Genomic DNA, 16,820 nt, shown 5'->3' on the forward strand with positions numbered 1-16,820 from the left:
CGCAATGGTTAACCCCTTGGAGGTTAGGGGTCAAATACGTCAATTGCCCTATTGATTGCACCTTTATTTCGAGGCATCTTTGAATATCAACATTTAAAAAACCACGATTATGAAAACTTCAATTCTTTTTTACGTATTGCTTTGCTTTGTGTTTTTTACTAGTAATCCATTGCTGGCACAAAGAGCAGAGGAACCAGATTTTCGTTACGATACTGGAGCCAAAATTAATGAAATGAGCTTAACACAAGGAGGAACAATGGTGGTTGCAACCAACGATGGCCTAGTGGGGATAAAGCCAGGTAGCAACCAACTATTGTTCAACTTTACCGAGTACGGAAGGGTTAAGCCAGAGGAGCTTACCTATATTCCGAATGCACCTTATGTAGTTATTTACCAAGGTGGCTTTGCTAATTTGAGCTCTAAAAAAACCGTTATTGACTATATTTCGGGAAAAACACTTTTTAGTACTGAAACTAATGGTTGGAAAGATGTTATAACATTACACGTTATGATGCCTCAAAATAAACTAGTAGTAAGCGGAAACAGAACCTCAAAAGAGAAATATGCGCAACAAGTGGCTGTTTATGACCTTAACACCGGAAAAGAAGATTATAGGTTCGATATTGGCGAACCCGGACGAGTAGGTATTGCGAAAACGTATGTGGTAACCGGAACTCCGCTTTTGTTAAAGAATAGTCTGGTAGTGCCAACTTCGCAAGGGGTTTTTAATATGAAAGCTCAAACTGGAGAACTTATTTGGCAAAATGATATGAAAAATATGAATTCACTTGTTGCAGATATTTCAGAAACTGAAATTTATGCCTTTGAATTAGTAAACCAAGGAAAAAATACCCGCATTCACAAACTGGGAATTAATGGTGCGGAGCTTTGGAAAGACGATCATAAAGTAAAAGGGCAAGTGGCAAATTTTGAAATTCTACCCAATGGAATTGCTGTAGTGAGTAATCAAAATGACGGCGGTAGCGATAGCGTTTTTGCAGCAAAAAACGAATCGAACATTGCATTTTTAAGCGCCACAAACGGTGAAGATCTTTGGGATAAAGCGCCAAAAACTAAAGGCTATGTGCAGCATTTTTATGTAATGGAAGATGGTATTCTCTTCGGAATTTATGAAGGCGGAATCAATAAAATTTCTTTCGATGGGCAAACGCTTTTCAAAAAACCTTTAAAGACGGGAGAAAACATTTTAACGATGGCACACACGCCACAGGGACTGATTTATATAACTTCAGAAGATGCAAATATTGTAGACCTAAAAACAGGCGATCAAGTTTGGAAGAAACCATTGAAATATAAAAGAGCAGATGCCGTAAGCTCTACTTTAGACAAAAAGAATAACCGCTTTCTTATAAGTGTTGACGAAACCTTGTATGCGGTAGATGCTACTTCGGGGGAAGTAAGCACTTTAGCCGAATCAAAATTTGATGGAAAGGAAGACCCAACACACGTAGAAATTCGTGATGGAGGCATACTTCTTACTAGCGATCAAAATATGCATTTAATGGATTGGAACGGTGGCAAGCAGTGGCAGGAATATTATCGCGCTCCAGGGAAAAGCGCTATGGGGGCAATACTTGCAGGCGTTGCGGCAGTTGCTGCGGCAACAACGGCAGTGGCGGCAGCTAATTCTTCTGTGCAGAATAAATTAGCAGGTTATGATAGTCAGTCGGAACGCGACGCAGATTTAGCGGGAGGAATGGCCGCAGCTAGTGGTGCCTCCGTCTCCGAAATGTTGAAACGTTTTAAAGCCACAGCGGCTACTAAAAATGATCAATTTATTCTTACAAAACTTGACGACGGAGTAGGTTTGGTGAAAATTAACAAAGACTCCGGAAAAAAGGAAAAAGAAATTGTTTTAAAAGACAAACAACCAGAATATATAGTAGATGAAATAGGTGGATTGCTTTATTACAAAGCAGATAATAATTCCATTTATGCATACGACCTTAAAAAATAAAGTGATTTACTAACCAGATTATTTTTCAAAGCCGCAAGTGAAGTGAGGAGCATTTGAGGTTAAAAACCCCATAAGTATTTATGGGGTTTAAATTTTAATTGTATTTAACGAGTTCAAATGTTTTGAAAACTACTTTGTTAGATTTTTTTCTGTATTTTAGGTAACTCACCAAAAGCCGTTTATGAGCCGTAATTTGTATATAATACTATTTTTGGTTTTGGGAGGTTCAAGCCTTTATTCCCAATCTGCCCAAAAAAAGATAGATAGTTTAAGGCAGGTTGCCGAATCTTCTAACGATTCTATTAAACTTCGGCTTTTCAATAGAATAAGTTTCTATTACATTTTCAACGAACCGGAACGTGCTAAAAGTTTACTTTTAAAAGGAATAACACAATCCCAAAACAAGAAAATTCCTTTTTCCGAAGCGGAACTTATCAATACCTATGGAATTTACTACGACGTTTCTGGACAGTCAGATTCTGCAAAATATTACTTCGAGAAGGCATTAAATATTAGTAAAACCCATAATTATAAAACCATTACCATAATGGTAATTAATAATTTGGGAATGTTTCATTGGAACAAAGGCAATTACCAACAAGCCTTAGACTATTTTTTCCAAGCTCTGGAAATGAATAAAAGCGAACTTTCGGGTTCAAAAGCAGATACATATTATAACAATATCGGGCTTATTTATCAGGATATGGGCCTGCCGGATAAAGCATTGGAATATCATTACCAAGCACTGGAAATACGCCGGAAACTCAAGGATAAGAAGGAAATAGCTATTTCGCTTAACAATATTGGGATATCTCTTTTATTGAAAAAAAATTATAGCGAAGCCGAAAAAACATTCAAAGAAGCAATTGAAACCGCAAAAGCGGCTAATGAATACGGCGTTCTTTATAATGCTTCAGACGGATTGGCAGATGTGTATATTACAACTGGAGCTTACCAAAAAGCTATCCCAATTTTAGAAAAATCTATTAAAGAAAGGGACCAATTAAATATTGAACGGAGGGCAAATCTCTCTGCAATTGCAAATATTATTTCGGCTTATTTGGGCACGGGGCAGTTAAAAAACGCAAAAGATTATATTGACAAAGGCAATAATTTTTTGGATGAATTCCCAGATCTGTTGGTCTCTACGGTAGATTTTTATGGCGCCGCTTCCCAAGCGTATTTTATGGAGAATAATTATAAAGAAGGAAAACTTTATTTTGAAAAAACCTTGGCTGCAAAAGACAGTATTTTTTCAACCGAAAACGCTCACAAAACCGCTTCTTTAGAAACAAAATATAAAATTTCTGAGAAGGAAAGAGACTTAGCCGAAACCCGAGCAAACCTTGCCGAAAGCGAATTACAAGGCGAGCAAAAAAACAGTTTTATTTTCGGAATGGTTGCATTAGTGCTTTTTACCGGAATTCTTGGATTTCTTATTTTTCGGCAGCAGAAACTTAAAAACAGTCAACTTGAGAAAGAGGCTGAGCTTAAAACTGCTTTGGCAAAAATTGAAACCCAAAATCAACTGCAAGAACAACGACTGCGCATTTCGCGCGATTTGCACGACAATATTGGTTCGCAACTTACTTTTATAATTTCTTCCGTAGACAATTTAAAATTCGGGATGGAAGGTGTTGCAAATACAATAACCGAAAAACTCGGAAAAATTAGCGGATTTACTTCTCAAACTATTTATGAGCTTCGCGACACGATTTGGGCAATGAACAAAACAGATATTTTAGTTGACGATTTGCAGGCTCGAATTTCTAACTTTATAGAAAAAGCCGTCGTTGCAAGCGATGTTGATTTTCAGTTTAATGTGGACAAAGCACTTTTGAAGGAAACTGTTTTTAACTCTGTACAAGGGATGAATATTTACAGGGTAATGCAGGAGTCTGTAAACAATGCATTAAAATATTCAGAAGCAACGGAAATTATGGTTTCTCTCGTAAAAGTTTCACTTCCTTTTGGTGATGAACCTGGGGAAGAAACTTCCTATAAACTAGAAATAGTTGATAACGGAAAAGGTTTCGATATTGAAAAAACCATATTCGGAAACGGTATTGCAAACATGCAAAAACGCGCTAAAGACTTGAATGCAAAAGTGGAGATAATTTCAGAAAAAGGTAAAGGAACTGCGGTTGCTCTTTTGTTTTAAAAATTCAAAATTAATCGATTATTTGGGGTCGGTTGGAGCGCAATAAATAGGGCAACTGCCCTATGTGCTTACGGTTTGTAAATCAGTATATTTAGGCTACAAAACCAAAAGAGAAATTATGTATCTGCAAATCACCATTTTATTGGTTTTAGTGCTATCTTTAATTGGGATAATAGTTTGGTTTTTCAACACGAAAAAGTCGATAGGGCACGCACATAACCATAACATGGAAATGTTGGAAAGTGCTATTTACAAGCATCGTTCTCAGCTTAATTTTAGAACACTTCATCTCAATAGGTATAATTTTGTAAAGTATAATCTGGACGAAGCCCTAGTTGTACAACCAGAAATAAAACTTTAAATTATGGTAAAAGCTATTCTTTTTTATCTGGTTTTATTTAGCGTTACAACTATCTATTCACAAAATAAAACCAAGATAGATTCCATTAACAAACTCTATGTGCAGGGGTTGAATATTCCCCAAGACTCCATCATTGCATTATTTCAGAAAAATATAAAAGACGCCGAAAAAATTTCATATAAACTGGGTGTGGCCGATGCGTATTTCCAACTTTCTTTAGTTTATGGCTATCAAGGCAAATATGAAAAAAGCACAGAAAGCACTATTAAGGCCGTAACGATTTATGAAGACATGAATCAATTAGATAGGCTCGCTGACTATTACGGCGAAATGGGCTATAGTTTAAAATATAACGACTTTCCTAAGGCGATTCAATCCATGCAAAAAGGAAAAGCAATTGCCGAGGCTAATAATTTTGAGAACGAACTTAAAGATATTTACAATAACTACGGCGTTTTAAAAGAAATAAACAATGAATTAGACAGCGCGATTTATTATTATAATCGAGGGCTGGAAATAAAATTAATTTTGAATGATACCATCGGAATTCCATATAGTTGGAGCAATTTGGCTGGCGTTTATGGGCTTCAGGAAAATTTCTCGAAATCGAGAGAATATTTTAATAAATCGCTTCAACAAAGATTAGTATGGGCAGATTCCTTGGGAATTGCAGAAAACTATACCCAATTGGGCGAAGTTTTTATGGCTGAACAAAAATGGAATGACGCGATTCCGTTAATGCACAAATCGTTGCCTATTTCACTAAAAAAGCAATATCAAAATCTGACGATTTACAATTACAAAATGCTTTCAGATATTTATAAAAAGTTGAATATTGCAGATTCGGCTTTGTATTATTTTGAACAATATACTACGGTAAAAGATAGCGTACATAGTCTAAAAGTTAAGGAGCGTATTTCTGCATTAAACATTGAATTTGAAACCGAAAAAAAGGAAAACCAAATCCTTCAACAGCGTGCACAATTGGCGGAAAAGGATTTACAAGTTCGCCGCAAAAACACATTTATTTTTGGCAGTTTGGGTTTGGCATTAATTCTGGGATTACTCGGGTATTTGCTGTATAATCAGCAGAAATTGAAAAATCGTCAACTTCAAAAGGAAGGCGAGTTGAAAGCTGCGCTATCGCAAATTGAAATTCAAAACAAACTGCAAGAACAGCGTTTGCGAATTTCTCGCGATCTGCATGATAATATTGGATCTCAACTTACTTTTATAATTTCCAGCATCGATAATGTGAAGTTCGGCTTTACGGATATTAGTGAAAAATTGAACAGGAAACTCACTAATATCAACAGTTTTGCCTCGCAAACTATTTATGAATTGCGTGATACTATTTGGGCGATGAATAAAGAAAAGGTAACGTTTGAAGATTTGCAAATACGCATTGCTAACTTTATTAAACACGCGCAAAATGCTTCGGAACAAACAGAATTTTCTTTTGATATTGATAAAAATGTTGACGAAACTCACCTATTTTCATCGGTTGAAGGCATGAACATTTACCGAATTATTCAAGAAGCTGTAAACAATGCGTTAAAATATGCTTCCGCAGAAGAAATTGAGGTGGATATTTCAAAAGAAGAAAATCATTTTAAAATTGAAATTCTAGATAATGGTAAAGGTTTCGATCCAGATACCACTGATTTAGGCAATGGATTGAGTAATATGAAAAAACGCGCTCGCGAAATTGGTGGAAATATTGAAGTTATTTCAAAAAAGAAAAACGGCACACGAGTTATTCTAAACATTCCTATAAAACCAAGTTATCAGTAATTTTCAATATTTTTCAAAATCCGGTTTTATACGTCAATTGCCCTATTTTCTTTATAATTTATAAATACTAAATTTAGTATCTTTAAATTACTAACTATCTGAAGATGCACAAAATTGCTATCGTTGACGACAATTCTTTCCTCATCCATGCGATTAAGGAAAAGCTCTCCTTTTTTGAAGATGTTACCGTAAAGCATACAGCCTTAAATGGTAGCGAACTGCTTACAAAACTGCAAGAAAATCACAAGCTCGATTTAATTTTAATGGATATTGAAATGCCCGTCCTCAATGGCATTGAAACCACTCAGATAGTAAAGCAAAAATACCCACACATAAAAATAATTATGCTTACCGCTTTTGATAATGACGAGCATATTTTCAACGCGATAAAAGCGGGTGCCGATGGTTATTTACTAAAGGAAATCAATCCCAAAGATTTGTATGATGGAATAATTGAAACTTTAAATGGTGGTGCCGCAATGAATCCTTCCATCGCAATGAAAACTTTGAAATTATTGCGAAATCCGATTGATATTCAGAATCTGAAAGACAAAGAAGAAATTTCACTTTCCACGCGCGAGGTTGAGGTTTTGGAGCAGTTAAGCAAAGGGTTGAGTTACACGGTAATTGCCGAACATCTTTTTTTATCACCCAGCACGGTGCGAAAACACATTGAAAATATCTACAAAAAACTGCAAGTGCATAGCAAAATAGAAGCAGTTCAAAAGGCGAAAAACCACAATATTATTTAAAACACCAAAGAACAAATTCCAAATTCAAAATTTCGAAAGTGCTCAGTTTTTGAAAACCAGTGAAGTCTTAAAATTAATCCTAAACTTAGCGTCCTTTGCGAATTTCTTTGCGCCCTTTGCGGTTAAAGATTCCAATGGTAGGTTTCATAAATTAATTGTAGTTTTAGATTTCATTTTTGAAAAAAATCTTTGAAACCTAAAATGGTCATTATGCAAAAACTATTAACTTTTAGCTTCCTTTTATTTGTAAGCTTTTCAATCTTTTCGCAGGATAAGAATACAGTTATCGAAAACATTCAAAAAGAAGCTTACGAAAATTCACAATTAGAAATTCTGGGTCACGAATTGCTGGACGATATTGGTCCGCGTTTGGTAGGTACGCCACAAATGCAAAAGGCGCACGATTGGGCCGTTGCTAAATATAAAACTTGGGGTATCTCTGCTGAAAATCAACAATGGGGTGAGTGGAAAGGATGGGAGCGTGGCATAACGCATATTGATCTGGTTTCGCCCAGAGTGCAGACTTTGGCGGGAACGCAATTGGCGTGGAATCCCGGTACTTCCTCAAAAGGAGTAACTGCAGAATTGATTGTACTGCCAGAAATAAAAGACTCTCTTTCTTTCAAAAAATGGCTGCCAACCGTAAAGGGAAAATTCGTGATGATTGCTATGAAACAATCCACGGGAAGACCAGACGATAACTGGAAAGAATGGGCAACGCCAGAGTCTTTCGAAAAGATGAAAAAGGAAAGAGATGAAATGAATACTGCTTGGAACCAAAACATAAAACGAAGCGGTTATGACAGAAGAAGTATTATTACTGCTTTGGAAGAAGCAGGAGCTGCTGGAATTGTAGATTCCTATTGGTCAAAAGGTTTTGGAGTGAATAAAATCTTTGGTGCCCGAACTAAAAAAATACCTTCCGTAGATATTCAATTGGAAGATTATGGAATGCTTTACCGAATGGTAGAACACGGCGACAAACCGAAAATACACGTGGTTGCGGAATCTAAAGATTTGGGCGTAGTTCCCACTTTTAATACAATTGCTGAAATTAAAGGAACTGAAAAACCTGATGAATATGTAATTCTTTCTGCACATTTCGATTCTTGGGATGGCGGCACAGGAGCGACAGATAATGGCACTGGTACTTTAGTAATGATGGAAGCCATGCGTATTCTCAAAAAAGTATATCCAAACCCAAAACGAACCATTTTAGTGGGTCACTGGGGAAGCGAGGAACAAGGTTTAAACGGTTCTTCTTCATTTGTTGCAGATCATCCTGAGATTGTAAACAATATTCAGGCGGTCTTTAACCAAGACAATGGAACGGGAAGAGTAAAAAGCATTAATGGTGCAGGATTTTTACAATCCTACGAATATATTTCACGTTGGTTGAGAGCAGTTCCTGATTCTATTAGCAAGCATATTGAAACTACATTTCCGGGTTGGCCTGCTTCTGGTGGGTCAGACAACGCTTCATTTGTGGCTGCTGGCGCACCTGCGTTTAGCTTAAGTTCATTGAGCTGGGATTACTGGAATTACACTTGGCACACAAACTTAGATACGTATGATAAGATTGTTTTTGACGATGTGCAGAGTAATGTAATATTAACTGCAATAATGGCTTATATGGCTTCAGAAGATGATTCAAAAACTTCGCGGGAGCAGATTATTCTTCCGATAAATGAAAGATCGGGCGAGCAGCAAACTTGGCCAACGCCGCGTGTTCCGGAACGTAAAGGTGGAATGTAAACTTTTAAAAACATCAAAGCTTAAAAAGCACCAAATAGCAAATCCCAAATTCCAAAGCTTAACTTTTGGAATTTGGGATTTATAATTTAGACGCTATTTAATATTGTCCGTTCGAGCGGAGTCGAGAACTATTTCAATTGAAAAGCTTCCTTTACGACATCAACAAAATCTAACTTCTCCCAAGTGAAAAGTTCAACTTCTCTTTCTATTCTTCCGTTGTATGGGCTTTCGAATACTTTAGAAACCATTTCTGGAACACGCCCCATATGCCCGTAAGCAGCGGTTTCAGAATAAATTGGGTTTCTAAGTTTTAGTCTTCTTTCAATTGCAGCTGGGCGCATATTAAAAATCTCAGAGACTTTTATAGCGATTTCACCATCAGAAAGTTTTACATTTTTAGAGTTATAAGTATTCACCAAAATCGAAGTTGGTTCTACAACGCCAATTGCGTAACTTACTTGAACTAAAATTTCATCGGCAACACCTGCAGCAACTAGGTTTTTTGCAATATGTCTTGCTGCATAAGCTGCACTTCTATCTACTTTACTTGGATCTTTACCGCTAAAAGCTCCACCTCCGTGTGCACCTTTTCCGCCGTAAGTATCAACAATAATTTTTCTGCCTGTTAAACCGGTATCTCCGTGTGGCCCGCCGATTACAAACTTTCCAGTTGGATTTATATGGTAAACAATATCATCATTGAATAGTTTTTGAACATATTCGGGAAGTTGTTTTTTCACTCTCGGCATCAAAATTTCAACAATGTCTTGTTTAATTTTTTTCAACATCGGCTCGTCTTCATCAAACTCATCGTGTTGGGTAGAAACTACAATCGCTACAATTTTCTGTGGCACATTGTCATCGCTATATTCAATCGTAACCTGGCTTTTTGAATCTGGGCGCAAGTATTTAATTTCGTCATCTTCTCTACGGAGAGCAGCCAATTCAATCAATATTTTATGCGAAATATCTAAAGCCAGTGGCATGTAGTTTTCGGTTTCATTCGTAGCATAACCGAACATCATCCCTTGGTCGCCTGCACCTTGCTCTTCTTTGTTTTCGCGATCTACACCTTGGTTAATATCCTGCGATTGTTCGTGAATTAAAGAAATTACACCACATGAATCTCCACTAAACTTATAAGCTCCTTTTGTGTAACCAATTTTGTTGATTACGTCGCGTGCAATTGTTTGTACGTCGAGGTAAGTATTGCTCTTTACTTCGCCCGCCAAAACAACTTGTCCGGTGGTTACCAAAGTTTCACAAGCAACTTTCGACTCAGGGTCAAAGGCTAAAAAATTATCTAATAATGCATCACTTATCTGATCCGCAACTTTGTCTGGGTGTCCTTCAGAAACACTTTCCGAAGTAAATAAATAGGCCATAAATTGTATATAAAATTATTTAAAAATTGACACGACGTAGGATAAAAGGACGTATGACGTAAGACTAAAATTATTTCTAATCAAGGATTGAAAATTTAATAGTCTTAAGTCCTATGTCTTACAATCTTATGTCATTTTCAAGTAAGGATTTGACGGGTGCGCCGAAGGGAGATTTTCACTGCCTTTAGCATTTTTTAATGAGGTCGCAATCAGTCAAATCTTTCCTCTTGAAATATTCAAGGGCAAAAGTAAAAAAATATTATGAACGACAATTTTATTTGAAGATTTTTGGCAAATAATTTGGTTCTTAAATTTTTATGACGCTATATTTGTGCTCACAAAGTTCAAATCTTTACTGAAATGTTATCAAGAAAGGCCGAGGGATTAGACCCTATGACGCCTTAGCAACCCTTTCTCAGGAATGAAGGTGCTACATTCTACAACGATTCTGAAATTATCAGAATTGGCGATAGATAACGACAAGACAATTTCTTATCTGAAATTGCTTTTCAATTATTCTTTTTAACATTTTTCTATTAAAGTACGTCGCAAGGCGCATTTTGACTTTTGTTTTAATCTTTTTATTAACTCAAAAAAACTAGAAAAATGAGTACACAAAACAAATTCGCAACAAACTTGTTGCACGCAGGACACGATGTAACCGCCAATGGAGGAACCCGAGCGGTGCCAATTTACCAAACTTCAAGTTACGTTTTTAAAAACAGCGATCACGCTGCAAACTTGTTCAATCTTTCTGAACCCGGATTTATTTATTCACGCCTAAACAATCCAACTTGCGATATTTTGGAGAAACGTTTAGCAGCTGTTGAAGGCGGTATTGGCGCAGTAACTACGGCCTCAGGCGCATCGGCTATTTCAACTGCATTATTAACACTTCTTCACGCTGGCGACCACATTGTTGCATCCAGCAGTTTGTACGGAGGCACTTTCAATTTGCTGAATGTTACCTTGCCACGTTTGGGAATTACAACCACGTTTGTTGATGCTTCGGAGCCCGAAAATTTCGGAAAAGCCATAAAAGAAAATACCCGCGCAATTTTTATTGAATCGCTTGGAAATCCTAAGTTGGATGTTTTAGATATTGAAGCAATTGCTACTGAAGCTAAGGCAAATAAAATTCCACTTATTGTAGATAATACGGTTGCTTCCCCAGCTTTATTGAATCCAATTGCGCACGGCGCAAATATTGTAATCCATTCGCTTACCAAATACATAAACGGAAACGGGACAACATTAGGCGGCGCAATTATTGACGCTGGAAATTTTGATTGGACCAACGGGAAATTCCCAGAATTCACGGAACCTTCTGCAGGATATCACGGCTTAATTTATTCCGAAGTTTTAAAGGAAGCCGCTTTCATCGCAAAAGTACGCCTCGAGGGGCTTCGCGATTTCGGTGCAGCTTTAAGTCCGTTTAGTGCTTTTCAAATTATTCAAGGTTTAGAAACTTTAGAAATCCGACTTAAAAAACACAGTGAAAATGCGCTGAAATTTGCCCAATGGCTTCAGAATCGCGAAGAAGTGGCGTGGGTAAATTATCCCGGTTTAGAGGATAATCCATATTTCAGTCTTGCACAAAAATACCTTCCTAACGGACAAAGTAGCTTGGTTACTTTCGGCGTAAAAGGCGGTTTTGAAACTGCTAAAAAAGTTGTTGATAACGTGAAATTATTTTCACTTTTGGCAAATATCGGCGATACTAAATCGCTTATAATACATCCCGCAAGTACTACGCACCAACAATTAAGTGAAGCTGATCAAGCTGCTTCAGGTGTGAGTCAAGATTTAATAAGACTCTCCGTTGGATTAGAAAATATTGAAGATTTAACCGCAGATTTGGAACAAGCATTTGAAAGTGTTTATAAAACGCAATTGGTTTAATTAAATAATCTCAAATCTAATGTCTCACATCTCAAGTATAACTATTGCAGATTACACAACCCAAAGTGGATTTCACTTTAAAAACTTGCCTTTAAGTTATCAGGTTTTTGGGCAGGAATTGGGTAAAACGCCTATTGTTTTGGTTACGCACGCGCTAACTGGAAATAGTAATGTTTGCGGTGAAAACGGCTGGTGGAAAGCTTTAATTGGTTCTAAAAAGTGCATAGATATTGAAAAATATACCATTCTTGCTTTTAATATTCCCGGGAATGGATACGATGATTTTTTTATAGAAAATTATGAAGATTTCAACATTTACGATGTTGCCCAATTGCTTTTAATAGGATTAGCAAACCTGCAAATACCGTCGATTTTTGCCGGAATCGGCGGTTCATTGGGTGGAAGTATTCTTTGGCAAATGGCAGTTTTAAAACCCGATTTGTTTCAGAATTTAATTCCGATTGCAACCGATTGGAAAGCGACAGATTGGGTGATTGCGCAGTGTAGAGTTCAAAAGCAAATTTTAAATAATTCTGAAAATCCGGTTCACGATGCACGCGTTCACGCGATGACTTTCTACAGAACGCCGCAATCTTTTAAGCAGAAATTTAATAGAAGTTTAAACGAAGCGAAAAATATTTTCAATGTGGAAAGTTGGTTGCTGCATCACGGCGAAGCTTTGCAAAATCGTTTTCAGTTGCAAGCTTATAAATTGATGAACCATTTATTGATGACGGCTAATTTTGAAACGCAAGAAGCATTTTTAAATGTAGCTTCAAAAATTGAAGGTGCTATTCATTTGATAGGAATTGACAGCGACGGATTTTATATAAATGAAGAGATAAAAGAAACTTATTCGATTTTAAAACCAAAAAAAAACAACGTGCATTATGCCGAAATAAACTCCATTCACGGGCACGATGCATTTTTAATAGAATATGAACAATTGGCGGGAATTCTGGACCCCATTTTTAATTCAGAAAAATTACAAAAACTTTAGATTATGAGCACGCAAGTATTAGATAATCCGGTTTTGAACCGAATTGACCTAAACAATATAAAAAAGAAGAAGATAAATATTGCCATTTTTGGACACGGAAATGTAGGTAGTCAGTTGGTTAATCAAATTATTTCTTCGAAGGAGGAAATCTCTCGGCGACGCGATTTAGACTTGAATATTTTTGCCGTTGCCAATTCAAAAACGATTTTGTTCGAGCAAAAGGGATTGGACAAAAATTGGTTGGAAGAAAAGAAAGAATCCGGAGAACTTTATAATGTTGAAGATGTAATTTCTTTCGCAAAAACTAACAATCTTCAAAACTTGATTCTGGTAGATAATACAGCCAATGCTGACTTTGTACATAATTACTCAGCTTTTGTTGAAGGAGGTTTTCATTTAGTTTCTTCGAATAAAATTGCAAATACTTTAGATTTAGAATTTTATCAAAACCTTCGACATAAACTGACTTTAAAAAAGCGTCAGTATTTATATGAAACCAATGTTGGAGCTGGTTTACCGTTGATAGACACAATTAAACTTTTGCATCTTTCGGGCGAGAATATTACACGAATTCGCGGTATTTTCTCGGGTTCTTTAAGTTATGTTTTTAATACATTTTCTAGTGAGGATAGACCATTTTCAGAAATTGTTTTGGAATCTGTAGCAAAAGGCTTCGCAGAACCAGATCCTCGCGAAGATTTGTCTGGGAACGATGTGGGGAGAAAACTTTTAATCTTAGCTAGAGAGCTGGATTTGCACAATGAATTTAGTGATGTAAACATTGAAAATTTAATTCCTGAATCGTTAAGAGCAATTTCTAAAAATGAATTTTTGGACGCAGTAAGCCAATTAGATGCTCCGTATCAACACCTGAAAAATACAGCCAAACCAGATCACGTTTTGCGTTATGTTGCCGACCTTTGTGGAGATCTCTCAAAAACAGACGGTGCAATTTTGAAGGTAAAATTAGAAAATGTGCCTAAAGAAAGTAGCTTAGGTATCGTAAAAGGAAGCGATTCACTTTTCGAAATATATACTGAAAGCTATGGCGACAATCCAATCGTTATTCAAGGCGCTGGAGCCGGAGCAGCTGTAACAGCCCGTGGTGTTTTTGGGGATATTTTACGAATAAGCGATAAAGATTAAAAAAAGACTTAAGACCGCTGCGCTGTAGGACGAAAGACTTAAGACGAAAAATCACTAAGAATAGTCCTATGTTTTACTGTCCTAAGTCATTATTAATAAAAAAAATATCTAATTATGAAAGTTACCCTAAACAGAATTAACGACAAGTATTTATTTGAAGCGAAAGGCGCATCTGGCGTTCCCGTTTTTATTGATAACAAAACCGATGATACGCCAAAAGGCTCGAGTCCGATGGAGCTTCTATTAATGGGCGTTGGCGGTTGTAGTGCGATTGATGTAGTTTCAATTTTGAAAAAACAACGGCAGGAAATCACTTCGTATAAAATGGAAGTGGAAGGTCAACGAAAAGAGGTTCGCGAAGCAAAACCGTTCGAATCAATACACGTGTCTCTTCATTTGGAAGGAAAAATTGACGAAACGAAAGCTATCCGAGCTGCTCAGTTGAGTTTTGAAAAATATTGTTCGGTTTCAATAACATTTGAGGCGTCGGTAAAAATTACATATAGTATCGTGCTAAACGGAAAGTCTTTGGATGTATTAGATATATAATAGGAATAAACCATTAAAACTCATTGCATCTTCCTGCAAGGTTTCCAAAACCTTGTAGGTCTCAAAAAGAAAAATAAACGATGAATAAAATACAAAAAGAACTTCAAAACCGAATATTGATTCTTGACGGCGCAATGGGCACAATGTTGCAGCGTTACAAGTTTTCGGAAGAAGATTTTCGTGGTGAACGTTTTAAAGATTTTCATAAATCGGTTAAAGGCAACAACGATTTAATCTCACTAACACAACCGCAAGCAATTGCAGAAATCCATTCAAAATACTTCGCTGCCGGCGCAGATATTGTGGAAACCAACACTTTTTCAAGCACCACCATCGCGATGGCAGATTATGACATGCAGGATTTGGTTTACGAATTGAATTTCGAATCGGCCAAAATTGCGAAAAAAGTTGCGGATGAATTCACCGCCAAAGAACCCAATAAACCCCGTTTTGTAGCTGGAGCCATGGGCCCGACAAATAAAACTGCAAGTATGAGCCCAGATGTAAACGATCCAGGTTTTCGTGCAATTTCATTCGAACAATTACGCGTTGCATATCGTCAACAAGCCGAAGCATTAATAGACGGCGGTGTAGATTTACTTTTGGTTGAAACTATTTTCGATACGTTGAACGCCAAAGCCGCTCTTTTCGCAATCGATGAAATAAAGGAAGAGCGAAATATCGATATTCCAGTAATGATAAGCGGAACAATAACCGATGCTTCGGGAAGAACACTTTCGGGGCAAACGGCAGAAGCATTTTTGATTTCAATTTCGCACATTCCACTTTTGAGTGTAGGTTTTAATTGTGCTTTGGGCGCCAAACAACTCACGCCTCATTTGGAAGTGATTGCAAACCGCACCAATCTTGCCGTGAGCGCCTATCCAAATGCAGGCTTGCCAAACGCGTTCGGGGAATACGATGAAAGTCCGAAGCAAATGGCAGAACAAGTAAAAGAATATTTAGACAAGCAGTTGGTAAATATTATTGGCGGTTGTTGCGGCACTACGCCGGAACATATTCAAGCCATTGCTGAAATCGCTTCGCAATACAAACCGCGCCCAGTTTTTCAATCTGAAAATAGTACTGTATGATTCCCACAAAATTTGAAGTTGAAGCAGCGTGCGAACGCGTAAAACCTTACGTTCACAATACACCAGTATTGAAATCTTCTTTTTTGAATGAATTGGTTGGAGCTGATGTTTTCTTTAAATGCGAGAGTTTTCAAAAGATGGGAGCTTTTAAAATGCGGGGAGCAACCAATGCAATTTTGCAACTTTCCGAAGCGCAGAAAAAAGCAGGAGTTGTAACACATTCCTCCGGAAATTTTGCGCAGGCCCTTTCGTTGGCGGCCAAAAATCTTGGTGTAAAAGCATATATCGTAATGCCCGAAAATGCGCCGCAAGTAAAAAAGGAAGCTGTAAAAGGTTATGGCGGAATTATTACGGAATCGGAATCCACAGCAATTGCTCGTGAAAATGAAGCGGAGCGAATTCAAAAGTTAACAGGTGCTACCTTTATTCATCCGTCAAACGATAAAAATGTAATCCTCGGAAATGCAACTTCCGCAGCAGGATTGCTAAAAACACATCCAGATTTAGATTTTGTATTTGCACCCGTTGGCGGTGGTGGATTGATTGCTGGCACTTCACTTTCAGGGAAATATTTCGGAACTGATTGCAAAACAATCGGCGGCGAACCTTTTGAGGTTGACGATGCTTTTCGAAGTTTAAAAAGCGGAAAAATTGAATTCAACGAAACCACAAATACTATTGCTGACGGACTTAAAACTTTCCTCGGAGATATTAATTTTCCAATTATAACAGCATTGGTTTCAGAAATAATACGAGTTGAAGAAACTGAAATTATTTCAGCAATGAAACTTATTTGGGAACGGATGAAAATAATCGTTGAGCCCAGCAGTGCAGTTGCATTTGCGGCTTTGCTTCGCGAAAGGGAACGATTTCAAAATAAAAAAGTTGGAATTATTATTTCCGGCGGAAATGTTGACTTAAAGAATCTACCATTCTAAAACCT

At 37.1% G+C, this 16,820-nt stretch carries 12 protein-coding genes, 1 pseudogene and 1 riboswitch; of the genes and pseudogenes, 12 read left to right on the top strand and 1 reads right to left on the bottom strand.

What is annotated here, in order from left to right:
* The first annotated feature begins 109 nt into the window (after positions 1-109).
* The 6 genes from AC3RVF_RS09295 (at position 110) to AC3RVF_RS09320 (ending at position 8,801) form a co-directional block, all read left to right on the top strand.
* On the top strand, positions 110-1,978 hold the full coding sequence (locus AC3RVF_RS09295; protein WP_489691370.1) for an outer membrane protein assembly factor BamB family protein: 1,869 nt from the start codon (positions 110-112) through the stop codon (positions 1,976-1,978).
* Positions 1,979-2,159: 181 nt separating this feature from the next.
* Positions 2,160-4,139 (top strand): tetratricopeptide repeat-containing sensor histidine kinase, encoded by a 1,980-nt coding sequence (locus tag AC3RVF_RS09300; protein WP_489693253.1) that lies wholly within the window; start codon positions 2,160-2,162, stop codon positions 4,137-4,139.
* A gap of 118 nt (positions 4,140-4,257) precedes the next feature.
* On the top strand, positions 4,258-4,500 hold the full coding sequence (locus tag AC3RVF_RS09305; RefSeq protein ID WP_489693254.1) for a hypothetical protein: 243 nt from the start codon (positions 4,258-4,260) through the stop codon (positions 4,498-4,500).
* A 3-nt stretch (positions 4,501-4,503) separates the two neighbouring features.
* Entirely contained in the window at positions 4,504-6,294 is a 1,791-nt protein-coding gene (locus AC3RVF_RS09310) for a tetratricopeptide repeat-containing sensor histidine kinase (RefSeq protein WP_489693255.1), read from the top strand.
* Positions 6,295-6,398: 104 nt separating this feature from the next.
* A complete protein-coding gene (locus AC3RVF_RS09315) occupies positions 6,399-7,046 on the top strand; it encodes a response regulator (RefSeq protein ID WP_489691374.1) in 648 nt (215 codons plus the stop codon).
* Between the two features lie 210 nt (positions 7,047-7,256).
* A complete protein-coding gene (locus AC3RVF_RS09320; RefSeq protein WP_489691375.1) occupies positions 7,257-8,801 on the top strand; it encodes a M20/M25/M40 family metallo-hydrolase in 1,545 nt (514 codons plus the stop codon).
* Between the two features lie 128 nt (positions 8,802-8,929).
* On the opposite strand, the gene metK is transcribed toward AC3RVF_RS09320, so the two are convergent.
* Entirely contained in the window at positions 8,930-10,186 is a 1,257-nt protein-coding gene (metK, locus tag AC3RVF_RS09325; protein WP_489691376.1) for a methionine adenosyltransferase, read from the bottom strand.
* A 360-nt stretch (positions 10,187-10,546) separates the two neighbouring features.
* A riboswitch (SAM riboswitch) is annotated at positions 10,547-10,666 on the top strand.
* Positions 10,667-10,792: 126 nt separating this feature from the next.
* Here metK and AC3RVF_RS09330 point away from each other — a divergent pair.
* From AC3RVF_RS09330 to AC3RVF_RS09355, 6 genes and pseudogenes are all read left to right on the top strand, one after another.
* On the top strand, positions 10,793-12,088 hold the full coding sequence (locus tag AC3RVF_RS09330) for an O-acetylhomoserine aminocarboxypropyltransferase/cysteine synthase family protein (RefSeq protein WP_489693256.1): 1,296 nt from the start codon (positions 10,793-10,795) through the stop codon (positions 12,086-12,088).
* Between the two features lie 19 nt (positions 12,089-12,107).
* Positions 12,108-13,088: an alpha/beta fold hydrolase gene (locus AC3RVF_RS09335; protein WP_489693257.1), complete on the top strand. Its 981-nt coding sequence runs from the start codon at positions 12,108-12,110 to the stop codon at positions 13,086-13,088.
* A 66-nt stretch (positions 13,089-13,154) separates the two neighbouring features.
* Positions 13,155-14,234, top strand: a pseudogene (locus AC3RVF_RS09340) (homoserine dehydrogenase family protein); the annotation flags it as partial.
* A 114-nt stretch (positions 14,235-14,348) separates the two neighbouring features.
* Positions 14,349-14,783, top strand: a complete 435-nt coding sequence (locus tag AC3RVF_RS09345) for an OsmC family protein (protein ID WP_489693258.1) — start codon at positions 14,349-14,351, stop codon at positions 14,781-14,783.
* A gap of 80 nt (positions 14,784-14,863) precedes the next feature.
* Complete coding sequence (locus tag AC3RVF_RS09350; RefSeq protein WP_489693259.1) at positions 14,864-15,877, top strand: homocysteine S-methyltransferase family protein; 1,014 nt, start codon at positions 14,864-14,866, stop codon at positions 15,875-15,877.
* On the top strand, positions 15,874-16,815 hold the full coding sequence (locus AC3RVF_RS09355; protein WP_489691382.1) for a pyridoxal-phosphate dependent enzyme: 942 nt from the start codon (positions 15,874-15,876) through the stop codon (positions 16,813-16,815). The genes AC3RVF_RS09350 and AC3RVF_RS09355 overlap by 4 nt, the downstream gene beginning before the upstream one ends.
* The last annotated feature ends 5 nt before the right edge of the window (positions 16,816-16,820 follow it).

Source organism: Aequorivita sp. IT1183, from assembly GCF_058068265.1.

Coding starts and splice junctions, on each gene's coding strand:
- AC3RVF_RS09295 (WP_489691370.1), top strand. CDS start 110: ATGAAAACTTCAATTCTTTTTTACGTATTGCTTTGCTTTGTGTTTTTT.
- AC3RVF_RS09300 (WP_489693253.1), top strand. CDS start 2,160: ATGAGCCGTAATTTGTATATAATACTATTTTTGGTTTTGGGAGGTTCA.
- AC3RVF_RS09305 (WP_489693254.1), top strand. CDS start 4,258: ATGTATCTGCAAATCACCATTTTATTGGTTTTAGTGCTATCTTTAATT.
- AC3RVF_RS09310 (WP_489693255.1), top strand. CDS start 4,504: ATGGTAAAAGCTATTCTTTTTTATCTGGTTTTATTTAGCGTTACAACT.
- AC3RVF_RS09315 (WP_489691374.1), top strand. CDS start 6,399: ATGCACAAAATTGCTATCGTTGACGACAATTCTTTCCTCATCCATGCG.
- AC3RVF_RS09320 (WP_489691375.1), top strand. CDS start 7,257: ATGCAAAAACTATTAACTTTTAGCTTCCTTTTATTTGTAAGCTTTTCA.
- metK (WP_489691376.1), bottom strand. CDS start 10,186: ATGGCCTATTTATTTACTTCGGAAAGTGTTTCTGAAGGACACCCAGAC.
- AC3RVF_RS09330 (WP_489693256.1), top strand. CDS start 10,793: ATGAGTACACAAAACAAATTCGCAACAAACTTGTTGCACGCAGGACAC.
- AC3RVF_RS09335 (WP_489693257.1), top strand. CDS start 12,108: ATGTCTCACATCTCAAGTATAACTATTGCAGATTACACAACCCAAAGT.
- AC3RVF_RS09345 (WP_489693258.1), top strand. CDS start 14,349: ATGAAAGTTACCCTAAACAGAATTAACGACAAGTATTTATTTGAAGCG.
- AC3RVF_RS09350 (WP_489693259.1), top strand. CDS start 14,864: ATGAATAAAATACAAAAAGAACTTCAAAACCGAATATTGATTCTTGAC.
- AC3RVF_RS09355 (WP_489691382.1), top strand. CDS start 15,874: ATGATTCCCACAAAATTTGAAGTTGAAGCAGCGTGCGAACGCGTAAAA.